The organism is Bradyrhizobium sp. SZCCHNS3052, from assembly GCF_032484495.1.
Classification (GTDB): Bacteria; Pseudomonadota; Alphaproteobacteria; order Rhizobiales; family Xanthobacteraceae; genus Bradyrhizobium.
The window spans coordinates 23,362-38,478 of record NZ_JAUETB010000014.1; the positions used below are offsets into that span (position 1 = coordinate 23,362).

A 15,117-nucleotide genomic window follows, 5' to 3' on the forward strand; every position below is an offset into this window, starting at 1 on the left:
GTTCACGCGCACAAACCCAATCCTAAACTTCTAGTTAATCGCCCTTGTCGTCCGACCCGTCGAATCCGCTGCTATCAGGTAAGGATCGATTAAGGATATGCCAGCCGCATTGCGTCTCATGCCGTGACATGGTGTGCCGGACCAGAACGCGAAACGAGGCCATGGTCCCGCTTCGGCACACTCCGCACCATAGGCCGCCTTGCTTAACAGGCCCTTGCGGATCGCAACGCCTGCGCGAATGCAGCCATGCATGGCGACGGCCGCGACGACGCGCCGCGGCCTGATCGTTAGCGCATTCCGTCGCACGCGAACGTGATCGCGCGCCGCCTCAGCCGGCGACGACGAGCTGCTCGATCGCGTAGCCGTGGCGGATGGCGCGGTTCAGCACGGGATCGACGAGCTCGAAGTCGAAGCGGTCGGCGGGGCGGATGCCGCCCTTGGCGGCAAACGTGCCGCCGAACATCGCGGTGCCCTCGGGCAGGCCGGCGTCACCATAGCGGCGCGCGATCAGGTCGAAAGGCGCCAGCATGCCGCTCAGCGCACCCTCCTGATACAGCACACGCTCGCCGTCGATGGTCGCGTAGGCGCGCAGCATCAATTGGTCCCAATGCGCGGCGAGGTCGTCGACCAGCCACAGCTCGGGCGCCACCGGCTTGTCGCACATCTGCTTGGAGACGGTGATGTTGTAGGTCTCGACCTTGCGGTCGGTATGATCGGAGCCGACGCCGACGAACAGCCGGCCGCCCGCTTGCACCAGCACGAACTCGACCTCGCCGGAGGAGTCGCCGCCGCTGACCTCGATGCTGCCGGATGTCGTCAGGCGGCTGGCCGCGGCCTCGTAATAGATCGGCGTCGTCGCCGGCCGGGGAATGCCGAGCTCTTCCAATTCGGCGATGTGCTTGTCGCGCGCGACCGGATCGCGCCCGGTCCAGCCGGCGATGACGAGGCGGTTCAGCGTGATCCGCTGCCGCGTCGCCGCACCGCTTGCATGAACCAGGAATTCGATTGTCGTGCCGCTCATCGTCTCATCGCCTCTTGCTGACCAGCCCGCCGCTTAGCCGTCCGGCCGCTCGCTGGCAAGGCGCCCAGCCGTTCACTCCTGCTCGGCCTTCTCCGCCTCGTGATCCTCCTTCAAGTGCCGCTTGCGGATCTGGTGGGTCGTGAACCAGATCAGCGCGATCGCGACCGGCACGAAGGCGGCGGTAGCCAGCGTCGGCTCGACCGGCAGGCCGGTGTCATGCGCGCCCTTGGCGAGATAGCCGAACAGGCTGACGACGTAATAGCCGATCGCGGCCACCGACAGCCCCTCGACCGTGCTCTGCAGGCGCAGCTGCAGCTTGGTGCGCTCGTTCATCGAGCGCAGGAGATCGCGGTTCTGCTGCTCCAGCTCGACATTGACGCGGGTGCGCAACAGATCGGCGGCGCGCGCCAGCTTGAGCGACAGGTTCGACTGCCGTCCCTCCAGCGCGTTGCAGGTGCGCATCGCCGGCGCGGTGCGCCGCGCCAGGAACGACGACCAGCTCGAATACGGCGCGACCGGCTCGCCCTCGATCACCGCCAGACGGGCCTGCACCAGGTCGTAATAGGCGCGGCTGGCGCCGAACCGGAACAGGCTGCCGGTGGCGCCGCGCTCCAGCAGCGCCTCGAGCTCGGTCAGCTCGCGCAGCAGGTGGTTGTTGAGCTTGAACGACTGCGCGCCCTGCATCTCCGCCAGCACCTCGACCAGCCGCCGCTCGATGCGGTCGACGTCCGGCGCCAGCGCCAGCGCCGCCGGCAGGCCGAGCAGCGCCAAAGTGCGGTAGGTCTCGAGCTCCAGCACGCGCTGCACCAGCGCCCCGAGCCGCTCCGGGGTCGGGCCGTCGGCGCAGACCAGGATGCGGGTGAAGCCGTCGTCGTCGAGACGGAAGTCGGAGGCGACCGCGCCGGCGCTGCCCTTGATCGTCACGATGGCTAGGCTGCTCTTGTCGAAGATCTCCTCCGCGCGCGCCACCGGATCGGCCGCATTCTCGACCTCGAGCTTGACCGCGACCAGCAGCTCGCCGGCCTGCGGCAGCGCCGCGATCAGCGCCTGCAGCTCGGGCGCAATGGCCCCGAAGCGGCGCGGGCCTGAGTCCGCGGGCGGGCTCCAGATCCAGGTGAGGGTGGCGAATTCCGAATGCTGCTCGAAGCGCAGCCTGACAGGGCCGAGATCGACCTGGTGATGCTTGACGCCCGGCTCCGGCGGCGGCGCACCGCGCTGCGCGCAAAACGCGGCGAGGCTGGCGCGGTCGGTCGTGGCGCTGTCGCCTTTCGCCATGAAGGCGAAGCGGATCACCAGCACCGGCTGCGTCAGCGGCGTGAACGGCCGCGCATGCACCTCGTTCAGCACGCTCTCGCGCAGGGCATGCGGCGTGAAGGCGGACTTGTCGAGCGACGTCATCGGGAGAGTCCGCGCGTGAGAGCGACACCTGACGCAGACGATCGCGCTGCGCCTGAATTGATCACCCCCGTCATGCCGTGCATCCCCCTGACTTCCATTGTCGTCCGGCCGGCCAACGCGCCGGCAGCGTGTGACACCAGTGTAGCGCAATTCGATGACGGCGCCACGGCTGCGGCGACATTGTGCGCGCTGGCGGCTCTCTCAGCGCCACGGCAAGTCGATCATGATGCACGCAGACACACCAACACCTCCCGCGGCGCGATCGCGCCCGAGATTGCTCTCATCAAAACCCTCCGGAAATGCCGAGGGCGCAGGGAAGGCCGGACCTCGACTGAGGCCCGTGGCCCCCGTGCGGAAAAATTGCACGGGGCAGGAACCACAGGTTCAGCCGGACAGACCCGGCCCTCCCTGCGCGATGGGTTTAACGTCTGCTCCGAGCTCTCCCCGGGGACCGGCTTGTTTGCCCCCGTCGCCTGATGACACGTCATGTCATCCAGACTTGGCGCCAGCATCGGGGCGCCAGGACCACACGGCTTGAACGTCCGCGAGCTGCCAATCGTCCAGCGCATCAGCACCTGACAACACTCGCGGCCACCGCTCCCCGCCTCAACGTATCGTGACGACGCGTACGCCCCTCTGCATGAGGACGGGATGCAGGGAGTAGAGCATGATTTCGGAAAAATAGCAAGGAAGAATTTTGACGAGATGGGCTGGCCGAGGATGATGCGGGGCGACCGCATTTCGGGAAGATCGTGCCTGTCTCTTTCCTCATCGTCATGGCCGAGCTCGTCCCGGCCATCCTCGTCGTTCGTCGGGGAGAGACGTGGATGCCCGGAACAAGCCCGGCATGACGGGCAACCGATCTGCGCGCTTCAGCGTCGCAACGACCCATTTCGTTGCGAGCAATGGCGCCGATATAGTTGGGCTTGACCAAGCCACGCCAATTGCCGATCGGCACTGCACGATCAACCGCAGCGCCCCGCATGCCAGACGCCGCCGGAGGTTGGCTCTGATACGTGAATGCGTGCCAGGTGAAAGCCCCGGGTTCCGCAGCCCCGATCCGCGACCCATGCAATTGTCACGGTGGGCGTGGTAGATCATAACAGATTGGCCCTTTGCCATCGCTCGATGGTCCCTCGCCCATCAGATCCCATTTGCATCAAAGCCCTCACAGGACTCCCATGACAACCCTCTCCTCGATCGTTGCGCGCGGTGTCGCGCTGGTTGGCAATGCGGCGCTGCAGTGGCGCAAATTGCAGGGGGAGACGCCGCAGCCGGCCTGGGGCGCGCAGCCGCAGATTCCCCTGGCGAAGCCGCAGGGCCTGCTGCCGACCTTGAAGATGCCGACGGCGCGCGGCTGGCGCGACGGCGAAAAGCCGGTGGCGGCGGCGGGGCTGAAGGTGAATGCGTTCGCCACCGGGCTCGATCATCCGCGCTGGATCTATGTGATGCCGGACAAGTCGGTGCTGATCGCCGAGGCGACGCAGATTCCGAGCCCGGTGCGCAACATGTTCGGCTATGCGATGCAGGCGACGATGCGCCGCGCCGCAGCGCTGGGCGTCAGCGCCAACCGCATCACAAGGCTGGTCGATGCCGACGGCGACGGAAAGGCCGAGCGCCGCAACGCCTTCATGGAGAATCTCAGCCAGCCGTTCGGCATGGCGCTGGTCCGCGACACCTTCTATGTCGGCAACACCGACGGCATCGTCGCCTTCCCGTACAGCGCGGGCGCCGAGCGCATCACCGCGCAGGGCAAGCGTCTCACCACGTTCAAGCCGGGCGGACACTGGACGCGCAGCCTGCTGGTCAGCCCCGACGGCAGCAAGGTCTATGCCGGCGTCGGCTCGCTCACCAACATCGCCGAACTTGGCTTCGAGGTCGAGGAGGGCCGCGCCTGCATCTATGAGCTGGACATCGCAAGCGGCGCGAGCCGCATCTTCGCATCAGGCCTGCGCAATGCGGTGGGGCTGGCGTTCGAGCCGTCGACGAAGGTGCTGTGGACCGTCGTCAACGAGCGCGACGGGCTCGGCGACGAGACGCCGCCGGATTACCTCACCTCGGTGCGCGAGGGCGGCTTCTATGGCTGGCCCTATTGCTACTGGGGCAGGACGGTCGACGACCGCGTGCCGCAGGATCCGGCCCTGGTCGCGACCGCGCTGACGCCGGACTACGCGCTCGGCGGCCACACCGCCTCGCTCGGCCTGTGCTGGCTGCCCGCGGGCACCCTGCCCGGCTTCCCCCAGGGCATGGTGATCGGCCAGCACGGCTCGTGGAACCGCAGCAAGCTGTCCGGCTACAAGGTCGTGTTCATCCCGTTCGAGAACGGCAAGCCGTCCGGCCCGGCGCGCGACATTCTCTCCGGCTTCCTGGCGCCCGACGAGAGCTTCTCCTACGGCCGCCCGGTCGGCGTGACGCTCGGCCCGGACGGCTCGCTGCTGGTGGCCGACGACGTCGGCAGCTGCATCTGGCGCGTGACGGGCGCGTGAGGCAGCAGGCTGCGACGATCGAGGCGGCGCGCGGCCTCGATCGTGCCTGCAACTGTCATCTTCAATCGTGGCCGTAGTACTGGCGGTTGCAGTAGCGGCGGCCGGCTTCGTGCTTGGCCGCGCGCTGGGCCGGGGTGGCGTTTGCCGGCATCAGGAAGTTGCCGCTCGCGAACAGTTGCAGGCAGTTGATGTAGTTCTTGTTTCCCAGCCATTCCCAGCCGGCAGACGCCGGCGATGTCGATGCGGATGCGAGCAGGCCCGCGCCGGCGACGATGGCGGCGGCGAAAAGACGAATGCTGGAAGTCATGACCTTGTCCCTCGTTGCTTGCGGCTGCCCCTGCAGCCCATGCGAGGATCATGACGGTCAGGGCGCGCTGCTTCCGTGATGGTCCGCACAGAGAGGGGTGATGCCGCATGAACGGCGCCGCGGCGCTCGGCCGCGGAACAAGCATCACGCCCGCGACGTTGTCCGGCACAGCGACAGGAGAGTTTCATGGCCGACAACGTCAATCCCGAGCAGAAGCAGCCGGGCGAGCATCACGAAGGCAAGTTCCACTACAATCCAGGCAACCAGGCTGGCAAGACGGTCGAGGTCGGCAAGCCGGAGAACGAGCAGGTCAACAACAAGGACCGCATCGAGAACCGCGAGAAACCGCAGTCGCGGTGAGGCGGACACCATTTTAGTTTTTCGTCATGCCCGGGCTTGACCCGGCCATCCATCTTCTGAAGCACCGAGGAGATGGATGGCCGGGTCAAGCCCGGCCATGACGGCGGAGAGAGGGCGGCCCGCCCTACTCCTCCAGCAGAAACGCCAGCGCCTCGTCGCACGGCGCTTCCACCTTCAGCGACAAGAGGTCATCCGCGCGGGTGCGGCCGAGATTGACGGCGGCGATGGGGATGTTGCGGTCCGCGGCGGCGCGGACGAAGCGGAAGCCGGAATAGACCATCAGCGAGGTGCCGACGACGAGCATGGCGTCGGCCTGCTCGACATGCTCGCGCGCGGTGGCGACGACCTCGCGCGGGACGGTTTCGCCGAAGAACACGACGTCGGGCTTGAGGATGCCGCCGCAGGCGCGACAGGCCGGCACATTGAAGTCCGCGAAATCGACGCCGTCGAGATCGGCATCGCCATCGGGCGCGGCGGCCGCATCATGCGCCAGCCAGCGCGGATTGGCGCCGGCCAGTTCGTCCTGAAAGTCGGCCCGCGACAGCACGGCGCCGCATCCCAGGCAGCGGACGCGATCGAGCCGGCCGTGCAGATCGATGACGTTGTTGGTCCCGGCGGCCTGGTGCAGCCGGTCGACATTCTGCGTCACCAGCAGCGAGCTCTTGCCCTGCGCCTCCAGCCGCGCCAGCGCATGATGCGCGCCGTTCGGCTGGGCGCGGCCGAACCGCCGCCAGCCGACCATGCTGCGCGCCCAATAGCGGCGGCGCGTATCGTCGCTGCCGACGAAGGCCTGATAGGTCACCGGCGGCGTGCGCTTCCACTGCCCGTCGGTGTCGCGATAGTCGGGAATGCCGGAGTTGGTGCTGCAGCCGGCGCCGGTGAGCACGACGATGCGGTGGTGATTATCGAGAAAGGATTTCAGCGCGGTGGGATCGGCCATGGCGCAGATGTAGTCGCCGGAACCGGCCTGCGCCAGTCCGCCACACCCCGGCCGGATCGCATGAACCATTGCGCACGCCCGGTCTTATCCCGGCGGGAGGACCTGCCATGACACCACGCAACGGGCATGATCGCGGATTGTGGCCGCTCGACGCGGACGAACGGGATGGCGAGCCGATCGATGACGAGCGCGACCTCGCGACCGGCGAGGGCGGCACCATCGAGGTGCCGCTGACCGACGAGGACATCGCCAACGACGATTGACCGCGCTCAGGATTCCGGCGGCACCGTCGCCAGCCAGTGCCGGGCGATGTCGGCGCGCGGCGCGATCCACGCCGCACCGTTGCCTGTGATGTGATTGAGGATGCGGTCGAGCGCGCCGATCCGGCCGGGGCGGCCGATCATGCGCAGATGTAGCCCGATCGACAGCATCTTCGGCGCCGTCGCGCCCTCGCGCACCAGCCAGTCGAAGGCGTCGATGACGTAGTCGGCGAAGTCCGCGCCGCGGAAGCGCGAGCCGTTGAAGAACTGCATGTCGTTGCTGTCGAAGGCGTAAGGCAGCACCAGATGCGGGCGGCCGGCGACGGCGACATAATACGGCAGGTCGTCATTGTAGGCGTCGCTGTCGTAGAGGAAGCCGCCCTGCTCGACCAGCAGCCGCCGCGTGTTGGGCGAGCTCGCCGAGCGCGTGTGCCATCCCAACGGCGGCCTGCCGGTGACGCGCTGGATCGTCTCCACCGTGCGCGCGATCACGCGGCGCTCCTCGGTCTCGCCCATGCCGGCGTGGCTCTGCCAGCGCCAGCCATGCGCAGAGATCTCATGGTCGCGCGCCACGGCATCGCGGGCGAGCTCCGGCGAACGCTCCACCGCGCGGCCGCAGGCGCTGACGGTGACCTTGACGCCATGGCTGTCGAACAGGTCCATGATGCGCCACCACGCCGCCCGCGTGCCGTATTCGAAATGGCTGTCGATGCAGGGGTCGGGGCCGTCGAGCCGGTGCACGACCTCGTAGATCGCCTCGTTGCTCGTATCGCCGTCGCACATCGAGAATTCAGAGCCCTCCTCGAAATTCACCACCAGCGACACCGCGACGCGTGCGTCGTGGGGCCAACGCGGATGCGGCGGCCTGCCGGCATAGCCCGTGAGATCGCGGCGGAAGGCAGGCTGTGAGGTCATCGTGTCAATCCGCGGTTCCGGCCATGCGGTGCAGGCCGACCAGGCGATCGCTGATCAGCAGCAGCACCAGGGTGCCGGCAAGAATGAGGGTGGAGAGCGCGGCCAACGTCGGATCGGGCGCCTCCTCGATATATTGCAGCATGCGGATCGGCAGCGTCTTGGAACGCACATCCGTCAGGAAGATCGAGACCGGATAGTTGTCGAACGAGGCCAGCAGGCTGAACAGCCCTGCGATCAGGAACGACGGCGCCAAAGCCGGCACCATCACCCTGAGCACGCTGCCGGCATAGGTGCAGCCGAGCGTGCGCGCCGCCTCGATCAAGGTGAAGTCGAAGCGGGAGAGCCCGGCGATCATGGTGCGCGCGACGTAAGGCAGCGTCACCACGAGATGCGCCACCAGCAGCGCGCTCCAGGTCGCGGTGAAGCCGACCATGCGGAAATATTGCAGCAGCGCGATGCCGAGCACGAGGCCGGGCATCATCAGGGGCGACACCAGCAGCGTGCCCAGCGCGGTGGCGCCGGGCAGCCTGCCGCGCGCGATGGCGATGGCGGCGAGCGTGCCGGCGACCAGCGACAGCGCGGTCGACAGCACGGCGATCTGCAGCGACAGCGACAGCGACGGCCAGAAACCGTCGAGCCGGCCGATGCGGCCATACCAGCGCAGCGATGCGCCTGACAGCGGCAGGTCGAACACCGGCGTCGGCGAGAAGCTTGCCGCGGCGATCACGACCAGCGGCAGCAGCAGGAACAATGCGAGCCCGACCGCGAGCGCCCAGCAGATGATGATGGCAAGGCGCGACATCATTTGGGCTCGCGCGACAGCATCGCGCTGAGCGCGACGACGATGACGGCGATCGCCAGCAGCACCACGCCGGCGGCGGCGCCGAAGCCGGGCTCGCGCGCCAGGAGATAAGCCTTGGCGATGGTGGTGGCGAGCGTCGGATATTTCTCGCCGATCAGCAGCGTCGGCACCACATAGGCCGACACCGACAGCGAGAACACCAGGGCGACGCCGGCGATGATGCCCGGCAGGGTCAGCGGCAGGATGACGCGGAAGAACACGACCAGCGGCGAGGCGCCGAGCGTCGCGGCGGCTTCCGCATAGCGCCCGTCCAGCTGCGCCACCACCGCGTAGATCGGCAGCGCCATGAACGGCAGGAAGATATTGACGGCGCCGACGATCAGCGCGGTCTGGGTGAAGATCATGCGGATCGGATCCTCGATGATCCCGACTGCGATCAGCACCGTGTTGATGAGGCCGTCGCTGCGCAGCAGGATGGTCCAGGCGAACGCCTTGACGATGACGGAGGCGGCGAGCGGCAGGAACAAGGTCGCCAGCAGGATCGAGCGCAGTGGGCCGCGCGCACGCGCCAGCGCGAACGCCGCGGGATAGGAGATGAGGAAGGCGATCAGGGTCGTCAGCAGGCCGAGCCGCAGCGAGTTCCAGATGATTCCGAGATAATAGGGCGTGCCGAGCAACCGGACGTAATGCGCCGAGGTGACGCCGCCCTTGGGGTCGAGCACGCTGACGCCGAGGAGCAGCGCCAGCGGCAGCACGAACACCAGCGCGATGATCAGCAGCGATGGCGCGACGAAGCCGAAGGCGGCGAGCCTGTCGCGATCCGGCGCGGGCTTGACGATCGGTGCTGATAGCACGGCGTCGGTCATGGTCAGGTCTCGGCGGCGAAGGCGAAGGTCTCGGCGACGGGCCAGGCGAAGCGGACCTCGTCATGCACGCGCGGCAGCTCGGCCTCGCGGCCCGAGAGCTCGGCGAGCAGGCTCGCGCCAGCGCCGGCATCGACGTCCACCAGGGTCCGCGAGCCCTGGAACACGACCGACCGAACTCGGCCGGCCGCGGAGTTGGCACCGTCACCAGCGCCCAGCCGCAACTGCTCCGGCCGCGTCGCCACGATCACCGAGGCGCCCGGCTGGAACGCGCCGCGCGCCGACAGGCGGCCGACCGGCGTCACCACCTCCACAGTGCCGTCCTGCGCGCCGACCACCTGGCCGGCGATGCGCGTCGACAGCCCGACGAAGTTGAGCGCGAACAGGCTGGCCGGCCGGGCATACAGCTCGCGCGGCTCGGCGAGCTGCTCGATGCGGCCCTTGTTCATGACCGCAACCCGGTCCGACATCGTCAGCGCCTCGTCCTGGTCATGAGTGACGAAGATCGCGGTCGCCTTGACCTCCTGCAGCAGGCGGCGCAGCTCGACCTGCATCTCCTCGCGCAGCTTGCGATCGAGCGCCGACAGCGCCTCGTCGAACAGCAGCACGTCCGGCTCGACCGCGATCGCCCGCGCCAGCGCGACGCGCTGCTGCTGGCCGCCCGACAGCGCCGAGATGCGGCGGCCGCCGAGATGGCTGAGCTTGACCAGCGCGAGCGCGCGCTCGACCGCGCGGTCGGTCTCGGCCTTGGGCGTGCCGCGCACCTTCAGTCCGAAGGCGACGTTGCCGGCGACGGTGAGATGCGGAAACAGCGCATAGCTCTGGAACACGACGCCGACATTGCGCCGGTGCGGCGGCACATGGGTGACGTCGCGCCCGGCGAGCGCGATCGTCCCGGTGTCGGGCGGCGCGAGGCCGGCGATCGCACGCAGCAAGGTGGTCTTGCCGCAGCCGGATGGGCCGAGCAGGGTCACCAGCTCGCCGCGGCGGATCGTGAGATCGACGCGATCGAGCACGGTCGCCGCGCCAAACCGCTTCGAGACCCCGCTGATGACGAGATGCGGAGCGGCGCTCATGTCATCTCCTTGCTCCAGCGATCGACCCAGCCGGCGCGGTTCTTCGCGATGAAGGCCCAGTCGGGCGCGAACAATGTCGCGGGATCGGGATAACCGGCCGGCAGCGGCGTGGCCTGATTGGTCGGCGCGATGAACGCCGTCTTGGCGAGGATGCTCTGCGCCTCCGGGCTGAGATAGAAGTCGATCGCGGCGTCGGCGAGGTCGCCGGCCGGCGCGCCGCTCACCTTGGCGATGCCCGACGGCATCGAGAAGCCGCCATCCCTCGGGATTGCGAGATCGACCGGCGAGCCGTCCGCTTTCCGGATCAGCGTGTAGGCCGAGAACTGGCCGCCGATCATCCAGGCCTCGCCCTGCTCCAGCAGATTGATGGCCTGCGGTGCGTTGGTATAGACGTTCAGCAGATTGGCCTTCAGGCTCTTGATCTTCTTGAAGCCGGCGTCGATTTCGTACTGCGCCTCCTTGTAGGGCTTGCCGGTCTCGAGATGCGCGGCGGCGAGCAGCGTCCAGAACCCTTCGGTGTTGGACAGCGACGGCACGACGATCTTGGAGTCGTATTTCGCGTCCCACAGCTCGGCCCAACTGACGGGCGGCGTCTTCATGCGCCTGGTGGAATAGGCGATGCCCACCCACGGCTTCTGGTAATTGGCCCACATGCCGTCCTGGTGCACGGCGTCGTCGACCAGCTTGCCGAGATTGGGAATCGCCGACGCCGACATCTTGGTGATCAGCCCTTCGGCCGCGGCCGGCAGCATCACCGGGTCGTCCATGATCACCACCGAGATCTTCGGGCTCGCCTTGTCGGCCTGCATCTTCTGCAGATTGGTCAGCGAGTTGGTGCCCTCATAGAGCACCTTGCAGTCGAGCTTCTTCTCCAGCACCGGAAACAGGTCGGAGTTGAAATATTTGGCGGCGCCGGCCGGGCCGCCGATCACGATCTCTTTCGGGGCGGCGCGCACCAGGGCTGGCGCGGCGAGCGTGGCGGCGAAGGCCGCACTGGTCTTCAGAAGGCTGCGTCGGGAGAAGGGGTGCATGACGAGGATCCCGTGTGAGCTGTCGCGTGGCGTGTCACCCGCGATTAGCAAGCGCCGTGCCAAATGTGCACATTCTTGATTCATCAATGAGATCAGCGTTCCGGGCTATGTCTCGATCCGCAGCGCGCCCGGCCGCGGACAGAATGTGCACATTTTTTGGAGGTGACGTGCCGCGCCTTTGGGCCTAGCTAAAACCTCATGGCGATGCGAGCGCAGCGAATCGGGAAGGCCAATCCCGCCGAGGACGAGGCGGTGTACCAGGCCATCCTGCGCGCGCTGCTGGAGGGCAAGCTCAAGGCCGGCACCAAGCTCGCCGAGACGCCGCTCGCCGCGCTCTTCGGTGTCTCGCGCGAGCGCATCCGAAAAGTTCTTCACCGGCTCGGCGCCGAGCGGCGGCTGGAGATGATCCCGAACCGTGGCGCGCGGGTGCCGCGGCCGACGCTCGATGATATCAGACGGGTTTATGAGGCACATCGCGTACTCGAGGCCGGCGTGCTCAGCCAGCTGGTGCTGCGGGTCGATGATCTCCTGCTCGCACGGCTCGATGCGCATCTGGCCGAGGAGCGCGCCGCCGCGCAGCGCGGCGATCGCGCGACGTCGGTGCGGCTGTCTGGCGCCTTCCACGTCCATCTCGTCGACTCCATCGGCAATCCCGAGCTGTCGCGCATGCTCGCCGATCTGCTCAGCCGCTCCTCGGTGATGGTGTCGGTATACGAGCCGGCGGCGCAGTCGATCTGCGCGGTCGACGAGCACGGCGCGATCGTCGACGCGCTGCGCGACCGCGACCTGCTGCGCGCGATCGCGGTGTCGCGAGAGCACTTCCTGCATGTCGAGGGCCGGCTGCGGCTCGACGACGATGCGGCGACGCCGTCTCAGGATCTCGCCGCCGTGTTCGCCGGACGGCGGCCGCTGCGCGGCAAGCTGCGGTCGGCTTAGTCGGACCGGCCACGTTACTTCGTCGTCAGCGCCGTCACCGGATGCCAATGATGATCCGCCCGCGTGCCTGCCAGGGGCCTGCAGCGCGTGATCATGACCTCGGCGGCGCGATCGCCGGGCTTGAGCGCGAGGACTGCTTCAAACGCCGCGATGGCTGCCTCGAAGTGCTGCGCGCGATAGTCCTGAAGTCCGCACGCGTAGTGTGCGATCCAGCGCACGTCCTGCGCGGCGACATTCTCCGCAAGCCCGACCAGCTCGTGGACGCGCAGGCCCTCTTCGCGGCCATAGACGGCGATGCGGTCGATCTCGCGGGTGAGAAACGCATCGCCCGCCAGCCGCGCGGTGCCCTCGCCGATCAGGATATCGGTGCCGTAGCTCTTGTTGGCGCCCTCCAGCCGGCTCGCGACGTTCACGGCATCGCCGATCACCGTATAGTTGAGACGCACCTCGGAGCCGATGTTGCCGACCAGCATGGGGCCGGAGTTGATGCCGATGCGGATGGCGAGCGGCCGGCCGTCATCGTCGCACAGGCCGCTGGCCTCCACCGCGTCTCGGCACGCCAGCGCGGCGCGGCAGCACAGAACCGCATGATCCGGCTGCGCGGCCGGCGCGCCCCAGAACGCCATCACCGCATCGCCGATGAACTTGTCGATGGTGCCGCCGTGGTCGACGATGACGGTCGAGATCAGGTCGAGATAGCGCGACAGCAGCGGCACGACACGGTCGCCCATGCGCTCCGACAACCCGGTGAAGCCGGCGATGTCGATGAACATCACGCTGAGCTCCTGGACATGGCCGCCCGGCCTGGCGTCGACGCCCTGCCGCAGCAATTGCCGGACGAGATCAGCGGGAATGAACTTGCCGAATGACGACAGCCCGCCGGCCATGTCATGAATGGCGCCGGACAGGCTCGCGATCTCGCGAAGCCGCGAGGGATGACGTCGCACCTGCTCGAGCGCGAAGGCCTCGACGTGACGCAGTTCGGCCACCACACGCCCGAGCGGGGCGGCGATGACGGCACGCGCCAGCGCGGCGGAGGCCAGCGCCGCGAGCACGGCGCCGATGCCGAGACCGATGATCACGCGCCGCAGCGCCGCGTCGACCGGACCGAGAAACTCCGCTTCCGGAATCACCGTGACCAGCGACCAGCCGGGAAACGGCAGCGCCGTGCGCGCGACCTCGAAGGCGCCGTCGCCCGATAGCACGCGCCCGCGCCAGGCCTCGTCGCCTTCGCGCGAGGACCGCATCGCCTGCTGCGCGATCGGCAGCAGCGGCTGGCGGCCCTGCCCGGCATTGACCTCGTCGGCGGTCTCGTCGGGCGCCGCGACCACGCCGCCATCAAGCGCCAGGATGAAGGCGCTGCCGGTGCGGCCGACCTGAAGCTGGGCGAGAAAGCGCGAGATGCGCGCGTGCTCGATGATGATGGCGAGCACGCCCTGCCGCTCCTGATAGACATCGATCGGGCCGGCCAGCGCGATCGCCGGGCGGTCTCCGCTCGGATGATGATCGACGCTGAACCAGCGCGGTTCGTCCGCAGCGAGGCTCTCCTTGAACCAGGGCTGGTCGGCGACCTTGAAACGGGTCGGCTCGAAGCGGCGTGCCGCGAACTCGATGTCGCCGGGCACGACGTCGTATTCATCGACGCGGCGCTGGCCGGGATGATCGGTCAGCGAGATCTCCATCATCTCCAGGCGCCGGTCGCCGAGCTTGTGGGCGGCGAAGAACGAGCCGTCGGGCCAGCCGAACGCCGCCGATGAGATCGTCGCCTGCGACTGCAGCTGCGACAGGAACACGAATTCGCGCTTGTCCGCCTCGCGGGTGTCGAGCACGTTCTGCAGGAACAGCGTGCGGATGGCGGTGTGCGCGGCGCGCGCCTCGCTGACGATCGCGCTCACCTCCTTGCGCACGGCGCTCGCGATCTGCGCGTTGACGGTGCTCGCGAGCTGACGGCTGATCGCCTCCGAGGTGCGCCACCACAACAGACTCGAGGCAAGGGCCGTCAGCAGGATCGCGGTCAGCACCAGGGCCGACACGGCGAAGCGGATGCTGACGGTCAACCGCTCGTCGGCGGCGCCTCGGCGCGGCACTCGGCTCTTTGCGCTCGCCATCATCGCAGGTGGATCTCCGATCGGACCGAGCGGCGCGCGGGGCGGCGCGCGACCGGGAGCCGCCAGACTGCGCTCCGATGGCGTGAGCCGCCAATGCCGGCCGGCTAAGTCGATGATGCCTGCAAAGCATTGGCACTTCGAGTCGGCTTGCGCTCGACTAGGGCAGCTCCCAAGCACGCAATACCGCTCACAGGGTCGTGAGCGGAGTCGCCGCGTAACATTGTCGTGGCGGCGGGCGAAGGAGAGATGCGCGTCGCCAAGCGAGCGACGCAGAACACGAGAGGAATCGTCATGTCCGCCAAGAGAACCGTCACCACGCTGGCGCTCGCCGGCGCCGTCAGCACCGCGCTCGCAAGCCTCGCAATGGCCGGGCCACTGACCAAGGCCGAAGCGGAAGCCGCAATGGCCGCCAAGAAGGAGAAATGCTTCGGCGTTGCCCTGAAGGGCCAGAACGATTGCGCCGCCGGTCCCGGCACGACCTGCCAGGGTACCTCAACGATCGACTTCCAGGGCAACGCGTGGAAATTCGTCCAGGGCGGCACCTGCACCAGCATCGACGTCCCCGGCGGCCGCAAGGGCTCGCTCAAGCCGATCTGATCGCTCTCGTTCACCCC

General features: G+C 68.0%; 15 protein-coding genes. 5 read left to right on the top strand and 10 right to left on the bottom strand.

Annotated features, from left to right (window positions below; translation table 11 throughout):
- Positions 1 to 328: 328 nt before the first annotated feature.
- Both QX073_RS29610 and QX073_RS29615 read right to left on the bottom strand, forming a co-directional pair.
- Positions 329 to 1,021, bottom strand: coding sequence for a DUF2848 domain-containing protein (locus tag QX073_RS29610; protein ID WP_316226805.1), 693 nt, complete (start codon positions 1,019 to 1,021; stop codon positions 329 to 331).
- 72 nt (positions 1,022 to 1,093) lie between these two features.
- The gene (locus QX073_RS29615) at positions 1,094 to 2,419 is read right to left on the bottom strand and encodes a DUF3422 domain-containing protein (protein WP_315750686.1); all 1,326 of its coding nucleotides are present in this window, start codon (positions 2,417 to 2,419) and stop codon (positions 1,094 to 1,096) included.
- 1,181 nt (positions 2,420 to 3,600) lie between these two features.
- Between QX073_RS29615 and QX073_RS29620 the strand changes: the two genes are divergently transcribed.
- Positions 3,601 to 4,905, top strand: a complete 1,305-nt coding sequence (locus tag QX073_RS29620) for a sorbosone dehydrogenase family protein (protein ID WP_316226806.1) — start codon at positions 3,601 to 3,603, stop codon at positions 4,903 to 4,905.
- Positions 4,906 to 4,966: 61 nt separating this feature from the next.
- On the opposite strand, the gene QX073_RS29625 is transcribed toward QX073_RS29620, so the two are convergent.
- Positions 4,967 to 5,212: a hypothetical protein gene (locus tag QX073_RS29625; RefSeq protein WP_315750682.1), complete on the bottom strand. Its 246-nt coding sequence runs from the start codon at positions 5,210 to 5,212 to the stop codon at positions 4,967 to 4,969.
- Between the two features lie 186 nt (positions 5,213 to 5,398).
- On the opposite strand from QX073_RS29625, the gene QX073_RS29630 reads away from it, so the two are divergent.
- Positions 5,399 to 5,572: a hypothetical protein gene (locus QX073_RS29630; RefSeq protein ID WP_315715975.1), complete on the top strand. Its 174-nt coding sequence runs from the start codon at positions 5,399 to 5,401 to the stop codon at positions 5,570 to 5,572.
- A 124-nt stretch (positions 5,573 to 5,696) separates the two neighbouring features.
- On the opposite strand, the gene QX073_RS29635 is transcribed toward QX073_RS29630, so the two are convergent.
- Positions 5,697 to 6,581: an NAD-dependent protein deacetylase gene (locus QX073_RS29635; protein ID WP_315825798.1), complete on the bottom strand. Its 885-nt coding sequence runs from the start codon at positions 6,579 to 6,581 to the stop codon at positions 5,697 to 5,699.
- A 38-nt stretch (positions 6,582 to 6,619) separates the two neighbouring features.
- On the opposite strand from QX073_RS29635, the gene QX073_RS29640 reads away from it, so the two are divergent.
- Positions 6,620 to 6,775: a hypothetical protein gene (locus QX073_RS29640; protein WP_315715974.1), complete on the top strand. Its 156-nt coding sequence runs from the start codon at positions 6,620 to 6,622 to the stop codon at positions 6,773 to 6,775.
- 6 nt (positions 6,776 to 6,781) lie between these two features.
- Here QX073_RS29640 and QX073_RS29645 read toward each other — a convergent pair whose 3' ends face one another.
- From QX073_RS29645 to QX073_RS29665, 5 genes are read right to left on the bottom strand one after another with little or no spacing between them, the layout of a single operon-like run.
- A complete protein-coding gene (locus tag QX073_RS29645; RefSeq protein ID WP_315715973.1) occupies positions 6,782 to 7,687 on the bottom strand; it encodes a polysaccharide deacetylase family protein in 906 nt (301 codons plus the stop codon).
- 4 nt (positions 7,688 to 7,691) lie between these two features.
- On the bottom strand, positions 7,692 to 8,489 hold the full coding sequence (locus tag QX073_RS29650) for an ABC transporter permease (RefSeq protein ID WP_315729342.1): 798 nt from the start codon (positions 8,487 to 8,489) through the stop codon (positions 7,692 to 7,694).
- Positions 8,489 to 9,355 (bottom strand): ABC transporter permease, encoded by an 867-nt coding sequence (locus QX073_RS29655; RefSeq protein WP_316195912.1) that lies wholly within the window; start codon positions 9,353 to 9,355, stop codon positions 8,489 to 8,491. Before QX073_RS29655 ends, QX073_RS29650 begins: the two co-directional genes overlap by 1 nt.
- Positions 9,356 to 9,357: 2 nt before the next feature.
- Complete coding sequence (locus QX073_RS29660) at positions 9,358 to 10,428, bottom strand: ABC transporter ATP-binding protein (protein WP_315715970.1); 1,071 nt, start codon at positions 10,426 to 10,428, stop codon at positions 9,358 to 9,360.
- Positions 10,425 to 11,459, bottom strand: coding sequence for an extracellular solute-binding protein (locus tag QX073_RS29665; protein ID WP_315715969.1), 1,035 nt, complete (start codon positions 11,457 to 11,459; stop codon positions 10,425 to 10,427). Before QX073_RS29665 ends, QX073_RS29660 begins: the two co-directional genes overlap by 4 nt.
- A 198-nt stretch (positions 11,460 to 11,657) precedes the next feature.
- Here QX073_RS29665 and QX073_RS29670 point away from each other — a divergent pair, with 198 nt between their 5' ends.
- Complete coding sequence (locus QX073_RS29670) at positions 11,658 to 12,395, top strand: GntR family transcriptional regulator (RefSeq protein ID WP_315715968.1); 738 nt, start codon at positions 11,658 to 11,660, stop codon at positions 12,393 to 12,395.
- 14 nt (positions 12,396 to 12,409) lie between these two features.
- Here QX073_RS29670 and QX073_RS29675 read toward each other — a convergent pair whose 3' ends face one another.
- Positions 12,410 to 14,506, bottom strand: coding sequence for an adenylate/guanylate cyclase domain-containing protein (locus QX073_RS29675; RefSeq protein ID WP_316226807.1), 2,097 nt, complete (start codon positions 14,504 to 14,506; stop codon positions 12,410 to 12,412).
- A gap of 288 nt (positions 14,507 to 14,794) precedes the next feature.
- Between QX073_RS29675 and QX073_RS29680 the strand changes: the two genes are divergently transcribed.
- Entirely contained in the window at positions 14,795 to 15,100 is a 306-nt protein-coding gene (locus QX073_RS29680) for a DUF2282 domain-containing protein (RefSeq protein WP_315715966.1), read from the top strand.
- Positions 15,101 to 15,117 lie beyond the last annotated feature (17 nt).

What these genes read in the sequence shown, in the direction of transcription:
- QX073_RS29610 (WP_316226805.1), bottom strand. Translation starts at nt 1,021, where the DNA reads ATGAGCGGCACGACAATCGAATTCCTGGTTCATGCAAGCGGTGCGGCG.
- QX073_RS29615 (WP_315750686.1), bottom strand. Translation starts at nt 2,419, where the DNA reads ATGACGTCGCTCGACAAGTCCGCCTTCACGCCGCATGCCCTGCGCGAG.
- QX073_RS29620 (WP_316226806.1), top strand. Translation starts at nt 3,601, where the DNA reads ATGACAACCCTCTCCTCGATCGTTGCGCGCGGTGTCGCGCTGGTTGGC.
- QX073_RS29625 (WP_315750682.1), bottom strand. Translation starts at nt 5,212, where the DNA reads ATGACTTCCAGCATTCGTCTTTTCGCCGCCGCCATCGTCGCCGGCGCG.
- QX073_RS29630 (WP_315715975.1), top strand. Translation starts at nt 5,399, where the DNA reads ATGGCCGACAACGTCAATCCCGAGCAGAAGCAGCCGGGCGAGCATCAC.
- QX073_RS29635 (WP_315825798.1), bottom strand. Translation starts at nt 6,581, where the DNA reads ATGGTTCATGCGATCCGGCCGGGGTGTGGCGGACTGGCGCAGGCCGGT.
- QX073_RS29640 (WP_315715974.1), top strand. Translation starts at nt 6,620, where the DNA reads ATGACACCACGCAACGGGCATGATCGCGGATTGTGGCCGCTCGACGCG.
- QX073_RS29645 (WP_315715973.1), bottom strand. Translation starts at nt 7,687, where the DNA reads ATGACCTCACAGCCTGCCTTCCGCCGCGATCTCACGGGCTATGCCGGC.
- QX073_RS29650 (WP_315729342.1), bottom strand. Translation starts at nt 8,489, where the DNA reads ATGTCGCGCCTTGCCATCATCATCTGCTGGGCGCTCGCGGTCGGGCTC.
- QX073_RS29655 (WP_316195912.1), bottom strand. Translation starts at nt 9,355, where the DNA reads ATGACCGACGCCGTGCTATCAGCACCGATCGTCAAGCCCGCGCCGGAT.
- QX073_RS29660 (WP_315715970.1), bottom strand. Translation starts at nt 10,428, where the DNA reads ATGAGCGCCGCTCCGCATCTCGTCATCAGCGGGGTCTCGAAGCGGTTT.
- QX073_RS29665 (WP_315715969.1), bottom strand. Translation starts at nt 11,459, where the DNA reads ATGCACCCCTTCTCCCGACGCAGCCTTCTGAAGACCAGTGCGGCCTTC.
- QX073_RS29670 (WP_315715968.1), top strand. Translation starts at nt 11,658, where the DNA reads ATGGCGATGCGAGCGCAGCGAATCGGGAAGGCCAATCCCGCCGAGGAC.
- QX073_RS29675 (WP_316226807.1), bottom strand. Translation starts at nt 14,506, where the DNA reads ATGATGGCGAGCGCAAAGAGCCGAGTGCCGCGCCGAGGCGCCGCCGAC.
- QX073_RS29680 (WP_315715966.1), top strand. Translation starts at nt 14,795, where the DNA reads ATGTCCGCCAAGAGAACCGTCACCACGCTGGCGCTCGCCGGCGCCGTC.